The organism is Amycolatopsis sp. NBC_01488, from assembly GCF_036227105.1.
Lineage (GTDB): Bacteria > Actinomycetota > Actinomycetes > Mycobacteriales > Pseudonocardiaceae > Amycolatopsis.
Genome location: NZ_CP109434.1, coordinates 7,547,384 through 7,562,362, shown reverse-complemented (window position 1 = coordinate 7,562,362; position 14,979 = coordinate 7,547,384). Strand labels below are relative to the sequence as shown.

Here is a 14,979-nt window from a genome sequence, read left to right as displayed (position 1 = left end):
GCCGGTTTGTGCCAGTCTCTCCCGGGTGACGCGCCGTGACGCCGTGACCGCGCGGCGAAGTGCGTGATCCTAGGGAGGAGACGTCTTGCCGAGATCCACACAGGGCCGGGTGCGGTCGTTCGCGCTCGCGGGGGCGCTCGTGGCCGGCGTCGGGCTGGCCGGTACGGCCGGGACCGCCGCGGCGGCCGAAGACACCGTCGCCAAGCCCGCTGTCGTCGGCACGACCGCCGCCGTCGGCTGGGGTACCTGCTCGAGCGACACCCTCGCCGGCGTGCCCGCGGACCAGGTGAAGTACTACAGCTGCGCGCGCTACCGCGTGCCGATCGACCACGACAACGCGGCGCTGGGCACCATCGACATCGCCCTGCTCAAGCGCGCCGCCCGGACGCCGGACCGGCGCGTCGGCTCGCTCTTCCTCAACCCCGGTGGCCCCGGCGGCTCGGGGCTGCGGATGCCGATCGGCGGCGAGTACTACTTCCAGCCGGCGGTCCTCGACCGGTTCGACCTGATCGGGTTCGACCCGCGCGGCGTCGGGCAGAGCAACCCCCTGCGCTGCTTCACCACGCAGGAGGACGCCGACGAGGTCTTCAACGCCCAGATCCCGGTGCCGCTGTCGCGCGCGCAGATCTCCGGCACCCTCGCCAGCTACCGCGACTACGGCCGGTTCTGCAAGAACAACGCCGGCTCGCTGCTGAACCACATGTCCACCAAGGACGTCGTGCGCGACCTCGACACGCTGCGCGCGTCGGTGGGCGACCAGAAGCTGACCTACGTCGGCTTTTCCTACGGGACGCTGATCGGCTCGACGTACGCGTCGATGTTCCCGAAGCAGTCGCGGGCGATCGTCATCGACGGCAACGTCGACCCGGCGCTGCGCACCAGTGACGGCGTCGAGTACGACCGGGAACGCGCGCAGGGCTTCGAAATTTCGCTCGACGGGTTCCTCGAGCGCTGCGACCAGGCCGGCGCGAAGTGCGCGTTCAGCGACGGCACCCCGCGGGCGAAGTTCGACGAGCTGCGCGAATACCTGCGCAAGCAGCCGATCACCATCCCCGGCGGCGGCACGGTGGACATCAACGCGTTCACCGGCGGGGTCTCGAGCGTCCTGTACTCGCCGTCGGCGTTCCCCGGCCTGGCCGAGGACCTGCAGGCGCTGTACAACGTGATCCACCCGGCGGGCGCGCAGGCGCAGGCGCAGCAGGCCAAGCCGCTGAAGGTGCTGACCGGCGGCAAGCAGGGCCTGGCCGACCAGAACCCGGACAGCCCCTACACCGGCGACGACTCCTATTTCGCCGTCAACTGCTCCGACAAGCCGTTCAGGATCAACCAGGAGCAGGTGCCGGACATCGCCGCGAAGTGGGAGCGCGAGTCGCGCACCTTCGGCCGCTACCAGGCGTTCGCCGACACGGCGGCCTGCCCGGTGTGGCCGGCGAAGAAGCCGGACGTCTACCGCGGCCCGTGGCGTGCCAAGACCGACGTCCCGGTGGTCGTGGTGAGCAACTTCTACGACCCGGCCACGCGTTACCAGTTCGGCCAGCGGATGGCGGCCGAGCTCGGGAACTCGCGGCTGCTGTCGGTCGACGCGTTCGGTCACTGCATCCTCGGGGACGCCCTGGGCGTCGACAAGGCCGTGGCGGACTACCTGACCGACCTGAAGGTGCCGGCGAACGGGCAGGTGTTCCAGCCGAACGTCCAGCCGTTCGCAACCGCGTAGCCGAGAGAACGGGCCGGGGTGACGCTGTCGCCCCGGCCCGTTGTCAGGCCCGGCCCAGTAGCCGGTCGAGCACGTCCCCGGCGGCGGCTTCGGCCTCCGCGACGGCGGTGGCATGGTCGTCGGCGCGCGCGACCAGCATCGCGATCTCGTTCATCGAGGCGAGCAGCACGTGCGCGAAGAGGTCGACGCGCGGCGCGGGGATCCGGCCGTCGCGCCGCAGCGCCGCCTTGATCCCGCCCAGCGTGCGTTCCTCGTCGATTTCCCGCCACCGCTGCCAGCCCAGCACGGCCGGCGCGTCGATGAGCAGCACCTGCCGCACCACGGGATCGCGAGTGCTGCGGATCCACGTGAGACACGCGGTGCGCAACGCCGCCGCCGGGTCGGTCATGCCTTCGACCGCCCGCGCTCCCTCGGCGCCGACGCGGTCGTAGACGGTGTCCAGCACGGCCGCGAACAGCGCGTCCTTGCCGGAGAAGTGGTGGTAGAGCGCGCCGCGGCTCACGTCGGCGGCCCGCAGGACGGCCTCGATCGACGTGCCGTCGTAGCCGTGTTCGGTGAACAGGCCGGTGGCGACGGCGACGAGGTGCTCGCGGGTCGCCTGCCCGCGGTCGATCTTCTTGTTCATCCCGGTGGGTTCGCCTCCGTCGTTGACAAACCGACTGTCGGTCTGTTGATACTAGACCGTCAGTCGGTTTACTTCTGGAGGGACTCTACCGATGGACTTGCGAACCTGGGAGGACCACCGCGGACGCGTGTCGACGGCGTCCGGCGACGTGAGCTACACCGACGTCGGCGAAGGGCCGGTCGCGCTCTTCGTGCACGGTGCGGGCACGAACAACCTGTTGTGGCGCAAGGTGATCACCGAGCTGGCGAAGGAGCGCCGCTGCGTCGCGCCGGACCTGCCGGGCCACGGCGGATCACCGGTGTCGCCCGAGCAGGACCTCAGCCTGAACGGGCTGGCGCGGTGGATCGGTGACTTCGCCTCGGCCATGGCGCTCGGACCGCTCGACCTGATCGCCAACGACACCGGCGGCGCGGTCGCGCAGGTCTTCGCCGTCCACCACGCGGACCGGCTCCGCACGCTCACCCTCACCAACTGCGACACGCAGGGCAACCTGCCGCCCGAGGCGTTCCGCCCGGTCGTCGAGCTGGCCGAACGCGGTCAGCTGGCACCGCTGTCGGTCCGGCTCGCCGCGGACCCGCGGAAGGCGCAGGCCGGCGCGCTCGGCGGGGGCTACGAGCAGCCGGACCGGGTGCCGGACGAGGTCCTGGACGCCTTCGTCCGCCCGGTGATCGGCACCCTGGCGGCGGCCCGGCAGTTCGAGCGCCTGCTGACGTCGGTACGCGGCGAGGAACTGGACGCGATCGAGCCGCTGCTCAAGGAGTTCCGGGTGCCGACGCTGCTGGTCTGGGGCACCGGCGACCCGAACTTCGGCATCGAGTGGGCGTACCGGTTCCGGGACGCGGTGCCGGGTGTCACCGAAGTCGTCGAAGTGCCCGGCGCGAAGCTCTTCTTCCCCGACGAGCGGCCCGGAGACCTCGTGCCGCACCTGCGCCGGCACTGGGCGTAGCGATCATCACAGCCGGGGTCGCGCTTGCGGCGCTACAGTGGTCGGGTTGATCAACCACGAGCACCGGAAGCGAGGTGAGCGGCACATGCCAGCGGACAGTCACGGGACGACCGGGCGTGCGCTCACCGGAGGCTTCCGGCTGGGCTGACTCCGTCCGGTCTCCTCCTGTCCGGCAGTGCGCGCACGCCGGAAAAGAGTCGGACATGACCACCTTCGAAATGCTGCTGCGCGTCGGCACCGGCGTCGGCCTGGGCGCCGTCATCGGGGTCGAGCGCCAGTTCCGCGCCCGGATGGCCGGGCTGCGCACCAACGCCCTGGTCGCCGTCGGCGCGACCCTGTTCGTGCTGCTGTCCGCCCACGGCTTCGGCGGGCTGGCCACCAGCGGTGACGCCGACCCGACCCGGGTGGCCGCCCAGATCGTGTCGGGCATCGGGTTCCTCGGCGCCGGCGTCATCCTGCGCGACGGCCTCAACGTCCGCGGCCTCAACACGGCGGCGACGCTGTGGTGCTCGGCCGCGGTGGGCGCGCTCGCCGGGGCCGGGCTGTACGTCACCGCGGCGTTCGGGACGGCCGTCGTGGTCGGGGTGAACGTCGTGCTGCGGCCCCTCGGCCGGGTCGTCGACCGCCGCCCGGAAGCGGGGGACGAGACGCCGACGAAGTACGCGTTCCAGGCCGTCACCCGCGATGCGACCGAGGCTCACGTGCGGGCGTTGCTCGTGCAGTCGTTGAACCGCACCGACTTCCGGCTGCTGTCGCTGCTGAGCACGGACCGCGAGGACCGCACGGTCGAGGTGCGCGCCGAGCTGGTCGGCGACCAGCGCGACGACGCCCAGATGGAAGCGGCGGTGTCCCGGCTTTCGCTGGAGCCCTCGGTGTCCAGCGTGCGCTGGGAAGCCGTGCCCGCTTAACCGGTCTGGAGGAACTCCCGCAGCAGCTCGTCGAACCGGGCGGGCTGCTCGAGGTTCACCATGTGCGCCGCGCCGGGCACCGTCGCCCGGCGCGCGTGCGGGGCCTCGCGGTCCACGAGGTCCGCGACGCCGAAGATGTCGGTCGAGTCGCCGTCGCCGGTGACGAGCAGCGTCCGGGCCCGGATCTCCGCTACGCGGCCGATCGCGCCCAGCTCGGTGCCGAGGACCGGCGCCGGGTGGCCCTGGGTGGCGTTCTCCACCAGCATGTCCCGGCAGAACTTCCGGACCGCCGGATCGACCTCGCCGGGCGTGCGGTGGGGCCCGTCGACCCACAGCCGCAGGACGCACTCGAGCACGGCGGGGCCGTCGCCGGCCCGGGCCGCCTCCGCGAACTTCGCCAGCAAGCCCAGGACGAACGGGTCCCGGAACTCCATGCCGCTGATCCCGGGCGAGCTGAGGAACAGGCCGCCGGCGCGGTCCGGGTAGGCCACCGCGAAGTCGAGGAACACACGGCTGCCGAACGAGCAGCCGACCAGTACCGGCCGGTCGACGTCGAGCGCGTCCAGCAGCTTCTTCAGGTCCTCGTGGTGCGAGAACTCGCCGGGCGGGTTCGAGGAGCCGCCCGCGCCGCGAGCGTCGTAGCGGATCACCCGGTGGTCGCGGGCGAACCGGTCGAACTGCCCGTCCCACATCGCGCGGGTCATGCCGCCGGCGTGCAGGAACACGATCGGCCGCCCGCGACCGCGTTCTTCGTAGGACAGTGTGCCGTCGCCGAGCTCGATGTCCCCCATACCCGGCACGGTACCGGACGACGAAGGCCTCCCCACCTGCGGTATGGGGAGGCCTTCGGGGCGGAAACCCTTACGCCTGCGTCATCTTCCGCAGCACGTACTGCAGGATGCCGCCGTTGCGGTAGTAGTCCGCCTCGCCGGGGGTGTCGATGCGGACGTCCGCCTCGAACTCCACCTTGGTGCCGTCCGCCTTGGTGGCGGTGACGTGCACCGTGCGCGGGGTCTCGCCGTCGTTCAGCTTGGTGATGCCCGAGATGTCGAACGTCTCGGTGCCGTCCAGCTTCAGCGACGCGGCCGACTCGCCGGCCGGGAACTGCAGCGGGATGACGCCCATGCCGATCAGGTTCGAGCGGTGGATGCGCTCGAACGACTCGGTGATCACCGCGCGTACGCCCAGCAGCGACGTGCCCTTGGCCGCCCAGTCACGCGACGAGCCGGAGCCGTACTCCTTGCCGCCCAGCACGACCAGCGGGGTGCCCGCCGCCGCGTAGTTCTGGGCCGCGTCGTAGATGAACGCCTGCGGGGCGTCGTCCTGGGTGAAGTCGCGGGTGTAGCCGCCCTGCACGTCGTCCAGGAGCTGGTTGCGCAGCCGGATGTTCGCGAACGTGCCGCGGATCATCACCTCGTGGTTGCCGCGCCGCGAGCCGTAGGAGTTGAAGTCCTTCTTCTCCACGCCGTGCTCGGTCAGGTACTGCGCGGCCGGGGTGCCCGGCTTGATCGCGCCGGCGGGGGAGATGTGGTCGGTGGTGACCGAGTCGCCCAGCTTCGCCAGCACCCGAGCGCCGGTGATGTCGGTGACCGGCGCCGGCTCCGACGTCATGCCCTCGAAGTACGGGGGCTTCCGCACGTAGGTGGACTCGGCGTCCCACTCGAAGGTCTTGCCCTCCGGGGTGGGCAGCGACTTCCAGCGCTCGCCGCCGTCGAAGACGTCCGCGTAGTCCTTGGTGAACATCTCCTGCGTGATCGCGTAGTCGATGGTCTCCTGGATCTCCTGCGCCGTCGGCCAGATGTCCTTCAGGAAGACGTCGTTGCCCTGCGCGTCCTGGCCCAGCGGCTGGTTCGCGAAGTCGAAGTCCATCGTGCCGGCCAGCGCGTAGGCGATGACCAGCGGCGGCGACGCGAGGTAGTTCATCTTCACGTCGGGGTTGATCCGGCCTTCGAAGTTCCGGTTGCCCGAGAGCACCGAAACCGCGGTGAGGTCGTTCTCCTGGATCGCCGCGGAGATCTCGTCCGAAAGCGGCCCGGAGTTGCCGATGCACGTGGTGCAGCCGTAGCCGACCAGGTGATAGCCCAGCTTCTCCAGGTACGGCCACAGGTTGGCCTTGGTGTAGTAGTCGGTGACGACCTGCGAGCCCGGCGCCATCGACGTCTTGACCCACGGCTTGACCGCGAGGCCCTTGTCGACGGCGTTGCGCGCGAGCAGCGCGGCGCCGAGCATGACCGACGGGTTCGAGGTGTTCGTGCACGAGGTGATCGACGCGATCACCACGGCGCCGTGGTCGAGGACGAACTCGCCGCGGTCCGGAGTCGAGACCTTGACCGGCTTGCTCGGGCGGCCCGACGCGCCGTTCGCGGCGGACGAGGTGACCGGCGCGGCGTCGTCCTCGGCGAACGACAGCGACGGGGAGTCGCTGGCCGGGAAGGACTCTTCCGAGGCCTCGTCCATCTTGGTGTGCGGCGTGACGTCCTCGCCGTCCACGTAGTCGTGGATCGACTTGCGGAACGACGACTTCGCGTCCGACAGCTCGATGCGGTCCTGCGGGCGCTTCGGGCCGGCGATCGACGGGACGACCGTCGAGAGGTCCAGCTCGAGGTACTCGGAGTAGGCCGCCTCGCGGGCGGAGTCGTGCCAGAGGCCCTGCTCCTTGGCGTAGGCCTCGACCAGCGCGACCTGCTCGGCCGAGCGGCCGGTCAGCTTGAGGTAGCGAACGGTCTCCTCGTCGATCGGGAAGATCGCCGCGGTGGAGCCGAACTCCGGGCTCATGTTGCCGATCGTGGCGCGATTGGCCAGCGGCACCTGGGCGACGCTCTCGCCGTAGAACTCGACGAACTTGCCGACCACGCCGTGGCGGCGCAGCATCTCGGTGATGGTGAGCACGACGTCGGTGGCGGTGACGCCGGCCGGGATCTCACCGGTCAGCTTGAAGCCGACGACGCGCGGGATGAGCATCGACACCGGCTGGCCGAGCATGGCGGCCTCGGCCTCGATGCCGCCGACGCCCCAGCCCAGCACGCCGAGGCCGTTGACCATGGTGGTGTGCGAGTCGGTGCCGACGCAGGAGTCGGGGTACGCCTGCCCGTTGCGGGACATCACCGTGCGGGCGAGGTGCTCGATGTTGACCTGGTGCACGATGCCGGTGCCCGGCGGGACGACCTTGAACTCGTCGAAGGCGCCCTGGCCCCAGCGCAGGAACTGGTAGCGCTCGCGGTTGCGCTCGTACTCGATCTCGACGTTGCGCTCGAAGGCGTCGGGGCGGCCGAAGACGTCGATGATCACCGAGTGGTCGATGACCAGCTCGGCCGGGGCGAGGGGGTTGACCTTGTCGGGGTCGCCGCCGAGGTCCGTGACCGCCTCGCGCATGGTGGCGAGGTCGACGACGCACGGAACGCCGGTGAAGTCCTGCATGATCACGCGGGCCGGCGTGAACTGGATCTCGATCGACGGGTCGGCCTTCGGGTCCCACGAGGCGAGCGAGCGGATGTGGTCGGCGGTGATGTTCGCGCCGTCCTCGGTGCGCAGCAGGTTCTCGAGCAGGATCTTCAGGCTGTAGGGCAGCCGCTCGGCGCCGTCGACCTTGTTCAGGCGGAACACCTCGTACGAGGCGTCGCCGACCTTCAGCGTGTCTTTGGCGCCGAAGCTGTCCTTGCTGGCAGGTGCGGTCACGTCTAACTCCAGTGGCGTGGACTTCCGCGCCGGTGCGGCGGTCGAGTCCCGGGTCAGTTCGGTCGGGTTCGGTGGTGGCGAGTCTTGCGCACCCCCACCGTAGGACCGGATTCGGGATGGCACACCTCGCGGTGACTCAAACAGTACGCGCGTCCTGTTTGGGGTTCAAGACGACACGCGGTGTGGGCTGCGCCATCCGCGCCGGGGGTCCCTCAATGAGGGGAATTGGTGCCTACGGTGTGTAAGTTTCCGGTGATGCTTGTGATAGTGGTGTGACTGCAGTGACGCGCGGTGTGCGCAGGTGAGCGGAGGTGGCGGTCGTGCCGGAACGGCGCAGGGACGGGAAGGTGCCGGGCGCGCGCCGTGGACTGACCGTGAGCACGCTGGCCCTGGTGATCTTGTTCGGCGCCGGCGGAACGGGCCTCGCGGCGCCCCCGCCGCCGCCCAACCCGAGCGACTCCGAGCTGAACACCAGCAAGGCCGACGCCAACGCCAAGGCCGGTGAGGTCGGCCGGCTGACCAACCAGCTGGCCCAGGCCGAGCAGAAGCTGTCGCAGCTGCAGGACGACGTCGAGCTGAAGCAGGAAGAGGCCAACAAGGCCCTGGTCGACCTGCAGTCGGCGCAGGACGCCGCCGCGCAGGCGGAGAACGACGCGAAGGCCGCCCGGACCGAGGCGGACGCGGCGGCCGCGGCCATCGAGAAGGCCCGGAACGACCTGAAGACGTTCGCCGCCGCGAGCTTCCAGCAGGGCAGCACGGTCGGCTCGCTCTCGGCGTACCTGAGCGCCGACAGCCCCAAGGACATGCTGGCCCGCGCGCAGCTGCTCGACGCCGTCGGCGGCGACCGGCTCAACGCCCTCGACCGCCTCCAGCAGGCGCAGACCGAGAAGTCGAACAAGGACTCCGCGGCCCGCAAGGCCGCCGAGATCGCCCAGCAGAAGCAGGATGCGGCGCGGCACGCGAAGAGCAGCGCCGACGCCGCCCGGTCCGCGGCCGAGAGCGCGCAGGACAGCCAGGCGTCGCAGAACACCCAGCTGGAGAAGAACAAGTCCGACGTCGAGCAGCAGCTCTACGCCGCGCAGTCCAAGGTCAACGGGCTGCAGGGCCAGCGGCAGCGCTACCAGGACTGGCTCGCCGAGAAGCAGCGCGAAGACGACGAGCGCGCCCGGCAGGCCGCGCTCGGCTCGTCCGGCGGTGGCGGTCCGGCCGCCGGCCCGGCGCCGTCGGGCCCGGCCGGGTCGTCGATCGAAGCCGTCATCGCCCGGGCGCTGTCCAAGATCGGCCTGCCCTACGCGTGGGGCGGCGGCAACGCGAGCGGCCCGACCCGCGGCATCCGCGACGGCGGCGTCGCCGACCGCTACGGCGACTACAACAAGATCGGCTTCGACTGCTCCGGCCTGATGATCTACGCCTTCGCCGGGGTGACGTCGCTGCCGCACTACAGCGGCTACCAGTACACGGCGGGCCGCCGCGTGCCGCTGTCCCAGATGCGTCGCGGCGACCTGCTGTTCTACGGCGGCCCCGGCGGCATCCACCACGTCGCGCTCTACCTCGGCGGCGGCCAGATGGTCGAGGCACCGCAGTCCGGCCTGCGGGTCCGGGTCGCGCCGGTGCGCTACGGCGGGATCATGCCGTACGCGACCCGCCTGATCGGCTGAAAACCCGCTCGACGCTCCCGTCGCCCAGGCGACAGGATCGGCCGCGTGGACGACGAACTGAACGCGCTGCGGCGCTCGCGGATGCGCTGGAACACGCCCCTGTCCGAACCGCACGCCGAGTTGCTGCTCGACCGGATGGACCTCGGCGGGGGACTCCTGGCCGACCTCGGCTGCGGCTGGGGTGAGCTGCTGCTGCGGGCCCTCGACCGGGCGCCCGGCCTGCGCGGAACGGGCGTCGACACCGATCCCGCCGGCCTCGAACGGGGCCGGGCGCAGGCCCGGGACCGGGGGCTGGCGGATCGCGTGGAGTGGGCCGAAACCGAGGCGGCGACCTGGGCCGGTCCGGCCGACCGGGCCTTCTGCATCGGCGCCGCGCACGCCTTCGGGTCGACGAAGGCCGCGTTGGCGCGCCTGGCCCAGGTCGTGCCGTCCGGCCGGCTCCTCTACGGCGACGGCTTCTGGGCGGCGCCGCCGAACCCCGCGGCGGAGGAGATCTTCGGCCCCGACACGCTGACTCTGCCGGCGCTGCTCGACGCGGCGGACGACGCTGGCTGGCGCGTACTGCACCTCAGCGTCGCCGACCAGCTCGAATGGGACGACTTCGAGTCGACGTCCCGTGCCGCCTGGCAGGAGTGGCTGCTGGCGCACCCGGCCGACCCGCGGGCCGGGGAGGTGCGGGACTGGCTCGACCGGCGCCTGCGCGAGTACGTCCGCGACTACCGGGGCGTGCTGGGCCTCGCCTACCTCGTGCTGGGCCGCTGAGGTCAGGCTTGCTCGCGCTTGAGCTTGCGCCAGCCACCGGCCCGGTTGTTCGCGATGATCTGCCGGAACATCGCCGTGAGCGCGGGCGCGTTGATCGGCTCGCCCTCGCGGAAGGCGACCGTCCGCGCGGTCTTGTTGCCGTGCCCGGCGGTGATGATGCCTTCGGGGTCGGGGACGATGCCGCCGTCGTAGACGAAGACGTTGACGTGGTCCTTCGCCGCCAGCAGGGCGCAGATGTTGCCTTCGAGCACGAAGTACGGCTGCCGGGTGCGCTTGATCGTCTCGACGACGTCGGGGTCCGCCGCGTGCACCAGCTCGCGGACCTCCCGGCAGATCGCCTGCTGCCACTCGGGCAGGGCGTCGATGTAGGCGTCGACGCGCGGCTCGGCGGTGTAGGGCACGAATCGATTATGCCGGGCTTCACCTGGATCGTGCCGGGCCGCTAGCCTCCCCGGATGCGTTACGCGGGGATCGTGGTGGCCGGGGGCTCGGCCCGCAGGCTGTCCGGTGTGGACAAGCCGGCCCTGTCGGTGGGCGGGAAACCGTTGCTCGCGCGCGCGATCCACGCGCTGGAAGGCGCCGAACGGGTGATCGTCGTCGGCCCGCGGCGGCCCGGCTTCGACGTCGTGTGGACCCGCGAGCCGGTGCCCGGCACCGGGCCGGTGGCGGCGCTGGCGGCCGGGCTCGCGTTCGTCCCGGACGACGTCGAGGTGGTCGCGGTGCTGGCCGCGGACCTCCCGGGCGTCCGCCGGTCCACTGTGGACCGCCTGGTCGCCGCGATCGGCGACGGCGACGGCGCTGTCCTCGTCGACGCGACCGGGTCGAGGCAGTGGCTGCTCGGTGCCTGGCGGGTCACCGCGCTGAAGGCCGCGCTGCCCGAGCAGCCGGAGAACGCGGCCCTGCGGCGGGTGCTGGGCGGGCTGTCGGCCACCGAGGTGCCGGCCGAGCGGGGCGAGGCCGACGACATCGACACGCCCGAGGACCTCGAGCGCCACCGCTGAGCGCGTGCTTCACAGATGTCACACCGGGGGAGGTGTTGGCTACTGACGGGGCAAGCCCTGCGTCCGCGTGCCGGGCGGACGGACGGCCGGGGGACGCAGTACGGTCGCACCGCGTGATCACCGTCGCGGGGGCGGCGCACGAACTTTCGAGGAGGCAGAGTGACCGAGCCCGGCTACGCCGAGGGCGGGAACGGGCAGCAGCCCGCGACGCCGGCCCGGGACGCCCAGTTGCTGGAGCGGACCGTGTTCGAGGTCAAGCGGATCATCGTCGGCCAGGACCGCCTGGTCGAGCGGATGCTGGTCGGCCTGCTGGCCAAGGGCCACCTGCTGCTCGAAGGCGTGCCCGGCGTGGCGAAGACCCTCGCCGTCGAGACGTTCGCGCGGGTCGTCGGCGGCTCGTTCTCCCGCGTCCAGTTCACGCCCGACCTGGTGCCCGCCGACATCCTCGGCACCCGGATCTACCGCCAGGGCGCCGAGCGGTTCGACGTCGAGCTCGGCCCGGTCGTGGCGAACTTCGTGCTCGCCGACGAGATCAACCGCGCGCCCGCCAAGGTGCAGTCGGCGATGCTCGAGGTGATGGCCGAGCGGCACGTGTCGATCGGCGGGCAGACGTTCCCGATGCCCGACCCGTTCCTCGTGCTGGCCACCCAGAACCCGATCGAGAACGAGGGCGTCTACCCGCTGCCGGAGGCGCAGCGCGACCGCTTCCTGTTCAAGATCGTCGTCGAGTACCCGACCGCCGAGGAAGAGCGCGAGATCATCTACCGGATGGGCGTCACCCCGCCCACCCCGCACGAGGTGCTCAGCCCGGCCGAGCTGGTCCGGCTGCAGGGCGTCGCGTCGCAGGTGTTCGTGCACCACGCCCTCGTGGACTACGTCGTGCGGCTGGTGCTGACCACCCGCACGCCGAACGAGCACGGCCTCGCCGACGTCGCCGGCTGGGTGTCCTACGGCGCCTCGCCGCGCGCGAGCCTCGGCATCATCGCCGCCGCGCGGGCGCTGGCCCTGGTCCGCGGCCGCGACTACGTGCTGCCGCAGGACGTCGTCGACGTCGTGCCGGACGTGCTGCGCCACCGGCTCGTGCTGTCCTACGACGCGCTCGCCGACGGCGTGCCCATCGACCACATCATCACGCGCGTGCTGCAGACCGTGCCGTTGCCGCAGGTCTCCGCCCGGCCGCAGGGCGGGACCGGCCAGGGCGGCCCGGTCCCGGCGGGCGCGCCGGTCAGGTAGCCCGGCGATGGCGAAGAACGAGCAGGGCACCCGCCCTTCGTGGGCGCCCCCGGTGCTGCGGGGCGACCGGCTGGAGGCCGGGCTCCGGACGCTGGAGCTCGACGTCCGGCGCCGGCTCGACGGGCTGCTGCAGGGCAACCACCTCGGCCTGGTGCCGGGGCCGGGGTCCGAGCCCGGCGAGGCCCGCCCGTACCAGCCCGGCGACGACGTCCGCCGGATGGACTGGGCGGTCACCGCCCGGACCACCACCCCGCACATCCGCGAGACCGTGGCCGACCGCGAGCTGGAGACCTGGGTCGTCGCCGACCTCTCGGCGAGCCTCGACTTCGGCACGGCGTTGTGCGAGAAGCGCGACCTGGTGGTCTGCGCGGTCGCGGCGGTCGCGCACCTGACCGGGGGCGGCGGCAACCGGATCGGCGCGCTGCTGTCGAACGGCGCGGAGACCACCCGCATCCCGGCTCGTGGCGGCCTGGCGCACGCTCGCGGCCTGATCCGCAAGGTCGTCGAGATGCCGCGGGCGCCCGAGGGCACCCGGGGCGACTTCGCCGAGGCGCTGGAGGCGTTGCGCCGTCCGCCGCGCCGGCGCGGCCTGGCCGTGGTGATCTCCGACTTCCTCGGCGACACGTCCTGGGAGCGGCCGCTGCGGGCGCTGGGCGGGCGTCACGAACTGATCGCGATCGAAGTCCTCGACCCGCGCGACGTCGACCTGCCCGAGGTGGGCACCGTCGTGCTGGCCGACCCGGAGACAGGAAGACAGCGCGAAGTGCATGCGTCGGCCTTGCTGCGCAAGGAGTTCGGGGCCGCGGCCCACGCCCACCGCCAGACGGTGGCGGCCGGCCTGCGGCGCGCGGGAGCGGCCCACCTGACGCTGCGCACGGACGCCGACTGGATCGCCGACATGGTGCGGTTCGTCGTCGCCCGCAAGCGCCGCTGGTCCGGGGGTGTCGCGTGAGCTTGACGGGGTTCGCTGCGCCGTGGTGGTTCCTGCTGCTGATCGTCGTCGCGGCGGTCGCGATCGGGTACGTCCTGGCGCAGCGCGCGCGGCGGAAGCGGACCATGCGGTTCGCGAACCTGGCGCTGCTGGAGAAGGTCGCGCCGAAGAGCCAGGGCTGGATCCGGCACTTGCCCGCGGTGCTGATCGTGCTGTCACTGCTGGTCCTCACCGTGGCGCTGGCCGGGCCGACCGCCGAGCAGAAGGTGCCGCGCAACCGGGCGACCGTGATCCTGGTGATCGACGTGTCGCTGTCGATGGAGGCCACCGACGTCGTGCCGACGCGGCTGAAGGCGGCGCAGGACGCGGCGACGCAGTTCGCGCGGAACATGACCCCGGGCATCAACCTGGGCCTGATCTCGTTCGCGGGCACGGCGACCGTGCTGGTCAACCCGACGACCGACCGCAACGGCGTGATCAAGGCGATCGAGAACCTGAAGCTGGCCCAGTCGACAGCAACCGGTGAAGGCATCTTCGCGGCCCTGCAGTCGGTGGAGAGCTTCTCCAGCGTCGTGGGCGGAGCCGACGGACCGCCGCCGGCCCGGATAGTGCTGATGTCCGACGGCAAGCAGACGGTGCCGGAAGACCTGTACGCCGCCCGCGGCGGCTACACGGCGGCGCAGGCGGCGAAGCAGGCCGGCGTGCCGATCTCGTCGATCTCGTTCGGCACGACGCACGGCTCGGTCGACATCGACGGCAAGGCCCAGCCGGTGAGCGTCGACGACGAATCCCTGCGCGAGATCGCGAGGCTGTCGGGCGGCGACTTCTACAAGGCGGCCAGCGCCGAGGAGCTGAAGAAGGTCTACGCGGACCTCGGCGAGCAGATCGGCTACGAGCTGAAGGACGCCGACGCGAGCAAGCCGTGGGTGGTCGTGGGGACGCTGTTCCTCATGCTGGGCGCGGCGGCCAGCCTGTTCTGGGGCCAGCGGCTCCCGTGAGGTTCACCCTTCCCGGCGGACGCCGTACAGGCTGCCGCCGAGAAGGGTGAGCCCGGAGAGCACGCCGCTCACGAACGGAACCCACTTCAGCGCGGAACTGCCCAGCAGTGCCAGGCCGACGATTCCCAGCACGGTCAGCACCACGCCGACCACGAGGATCGACCGCGTCTTCCACACCGACGCCAACGCGACGAAGTGGACCCCGACGATGGTCGCGATCCAGGCGACGTTCGCCTGCACCGGCGCGTCCAGCAGGCCGAGGACGAAGAACCCGGCGACGAGCAGGACCACTTCGCCGATCACGATCACCCGGTAGCTCGGCCCGAACATCGGCCGCCCCTCGAGCGTCGGACGGCCGCCCGCGCGCACTCCGCGGACCACCACCGCCGCGAGCGCGAGCACCGCCAGGCCGCGCAGCACCCAGCCGATCGCCGCGGGGAGCGGGGCTCCGGAGTTGACCAGGACGAACACGGTGCCGAACGCGGCGCCGATGAGCGCCCCCAGGAACTGCTGTCGCATCCGGCGAAC

The 14,979-nt window shown here is 71.7% G+C and carries 14 protein-coding genes; 9 read left to right on the top strand and 5 right to left on the bottom strand.

Annotation, left to right across the window (positions count from 1 at the left end; translation table 11 throughout):
- The first annotated feature begins 109 nt into the window (after positions 1 to 109).
- A complete protein-coding gene (locus OG738_RS35615; protein WP_329056939.1) occupies positions 110 to 1,714 on the top strand; it encodes an alpha/beta hydrolase in 1,605 nt (534 codons plus the stop codon).
- A 43-nt stretch (positions 1,715 to 1,757) separates the two neighbouring features.
- Here the strand turns inward: OG738_RS35615 and OG738_RS35610 are convergent, their stop codons facing one another.
- Complete coding sequence (locus tag OG738_RS35610; RefSeq protein ID WP_329047551.1) at positions 1,758 to 2,339, bottom strand: TetR/AcrR family transcriptional regulator; 582 nt, start codon at positions 2,337 to 2,339, stop codon at positions 1,758 to 1,760.
- A gap of 91 nt (positions 2,340 to 2,430) precedes the next feature.
- Between OG738_RS35610 and OG738_RS35605 the strand changes: the two genes are divergently transcribed.
- Both OG738_RS35605 and OG738_RS35600 read left to right on the top strand, forming a co-directional pair.
- Positions 2,431 to 3,285: an alpha/beta fold hydrolase gene (locus OG738_RS35605; protein ID WP_329047550.1), complete on the top strand. Its 855-nt coding sequence runs from the start codon at positions 2,431 to 2,433 to the stop codon at positions 3,283 to 3,285.
- 203 nt (positions 3,286 to 3,488) lie between these two features.
- Positions 3,489 to 4,193, top strand: coding sequence for an MgtC/SapB family protein (locus OG738_RS35600; RefSeq protein ID WP_329047548.1), 705 nt, complete (start codon positions 3,489 to 3,491; stop codon positions 4,191 to 4,193).
- On the opposite strand, the gene OG738_RS35595 is transcribed toward OG738_RS35600, so the two are convergent.
- Both OG738_RS35595 and OG738_RS35590 read right to left on the bottom strand, forming a co-directional pair.
- A complete protein-coding gene (locus OG738_RS35595; protein WP_329047547.1) occupies positions 4,190 to 4,984 on the bottom strand; it encodes an alpha/beta fold hydrolase in 795 nt (264 codons plus the stop codon). The two genes, OG738_RS35600 and OG738_RS35595, sit on opposite strands and share 4 nt — an antisense overlap.
- A 70-nt stretch (positions 4,985 to 5,054) precedes the next feature.
- Complete coding sequence (locus OG738_RS35590) at positions 5,055 to 7,868, bottom strand: aconitate hydratase (RefSeq protein WP_329047546.1); 2,814 nt, start codon at positions 7,866 to 7,868, stop codon at positions 5,055 to 5,057.
- A 347-nt stretch (positions 7,869 to 8,215) separates the two neighbouring features.
- Between OG738_RS35590 and OG738_RS35585 the strand changes: the two genes are divergently transcribed.
- Positions 8,216 to 9,526, top strand: a complete 1,311-nt coding sequence (locus tag OG738_RS35585; protein WP_329056937.1) for an NlpC/P60 family protein — start codon at positions 8,216 to 8,218, stop codon at positions 9,524 to 9,526.
- Between the two features lie 45 nt (positions 9,527 to 9,571).
- Positions 9,572 to 10,288: an SAM-dependent methyltransferase gene (locus OG738_RS35580; protein WP_329047545.1), complete on the top strand. Its 717-nt coding sequence runs from the start codon at positions 9,572 to 9,574 to the stop codon at positions 10,286 to 10,288.
- Positions 10,289 to 10,290: 2 nt separating this feature from the next.
- On the opposite strand, the gene OG738_RS35575 is transcribed toward OG738_RS35580, so the two are convergent.
- Entirely contained in the window at positions 10,291 to 10,689 is a 399-nt protein-coding gene (locus OG738_RS35575) for a DUF1801 domain-containing protein (RefSeq protein WP_329047544.1), read from the bottom strand.
- Positions 10,690 to 10,743: 54 nt separating this feature from the next.
- Here OG738_RS35575 and mobA point away from each other — a divergent pair, with 54 nt between their 5' ends.
- The 4 genes from mobA (at position 10,744) to OG738_RS35555 (ending at position 14,451) form a co-directional block, all read left to right on the top strand.
- Positions 10,744 to 11,289 carry a molybdenum cofactor guanylyltransferase gene (gene mobA / locus OG738_RS35570; RefSeq protein ID WP_329047543.1) on the top strand — a complete coding sequence of 182 codons (546 nt, stop codon included), beginning with the start codon at positions 10,744 to 10,746 and terminating at the stop codon, positions 11,287 to 11,289.
- Positions 11,290 to 11,448: 159 nt separating this feature from the next.
- The gene (locus tag OG738_RS35565; protein WP_329047542.1) at positions 11,449 to 12,522 is read left to right on the top strand and encodes an AAA family ATPase; all 1,074 of its coding nucleotides are present in this window, start codon (positions 11,449 to 11,451) and stop codon (positions 12,520 to 12,522) included.
- A 7-nt stretch (positions 12,523 to 12,529) separates the two neighbouring features.
- Complete coding sequence (locus OG738_RS35560) at positions 12,530 to 13,474, top strand: DUF58 domain-containing protein (RefSeq protein WP_329047541.1); 945 nt, start codon at positions 12,530 to 12,532, stop codon at positions 13,472 to 13,474.
- Positions 13,471 to 14,451 (top strand): VWA domain-containing protein, encoded by a 981-nt coding sequence (locus tag OG738_RS35555; RefSeq protein WP_329047540.1) that lies wholly within the window; start codon positions 13,471 to 13,473, stop codon positions 14,449 to 14,451. The genes OG738_RS35560 and OG738_RS35555 overlap by 4 nt, the downstream gene beginning before the upstream one ends.
- Before the next feature lie 3 nt (positions 14,452 to 14,454).
- Here the strand turns inward: OG738_RS35555 and OG738_RS35550 are convergent, their stop codons facing one another.
- The gene (locus OG738_RS35550) at positions 14,455 to 14,970 is read right to left on the bottom strand and encodes a hypothetical protein (RefSeq protein WP_329047539.1); all 516 of its coding nucleotides are present in this window, start codon (positions 14,968 to 14,970) and stop codon (positions 14,455 to 14,457) included.
- Positions 14,971 to 14,979 lie beyond the last annotated feature (9 nt).

What these genes read in the sequence shown, in the direction of transcription:
- OG738_RS35600 (WP_329047548.1), top strand. Translation starts at nt 3,489, where the DNA reads ATGACCACCTTCGAAATGCTGCTGCGCGTCGGCACCGGCGTCGGCCTG.
- OG738_RS35595 (WP_329047547.1), bottom strand. Translation starts at nt 4,984, where the DNA reads ATGGGGGACATCGAGCTCGGCGACGGCACACTGTCCTACGAAGAACGC.
- OG738_RS35610 (WP_329047551.1), bottom strand. Translation starts at nt 2,339, where the DNA reads ATGAACAAGAAGATCGACCGCGGGCAGGCGACCCGCGAGCACCTCGTC.
- mobA (WP_329047543.1), top strand. Translation starts at nt 10,744, where the DNA reads ATGCGTTACGCGGGGATCGTGGTGGCCGGGGGCTCGGCCCGCAGGCTG.
- OG738_RS35550 (WP_329047539.1), bottom strand. Translation starts at nt 14,970, where the DNA reads ATGCGACAGCAGTTCCTGGGGGCGCTCATCGGCGCCGCGTTCGGCACC.
- OG738_RS35605 (WP_329047550.1), top strand. Translation starts at nt 2,431, where the DNA reads ATGGACTTGCGAACCTGGGAGGACCACCGCGGACGCGTGTCGACGGCG.
- OG738_RS35560 (WP_329047541.1), top strand. Translation starts at nt 12,530, where the DNA reads ATGGCGAAGAACGAGCAGGGCACCCGCCCTTCGTGGGCGCCCCCGGTG.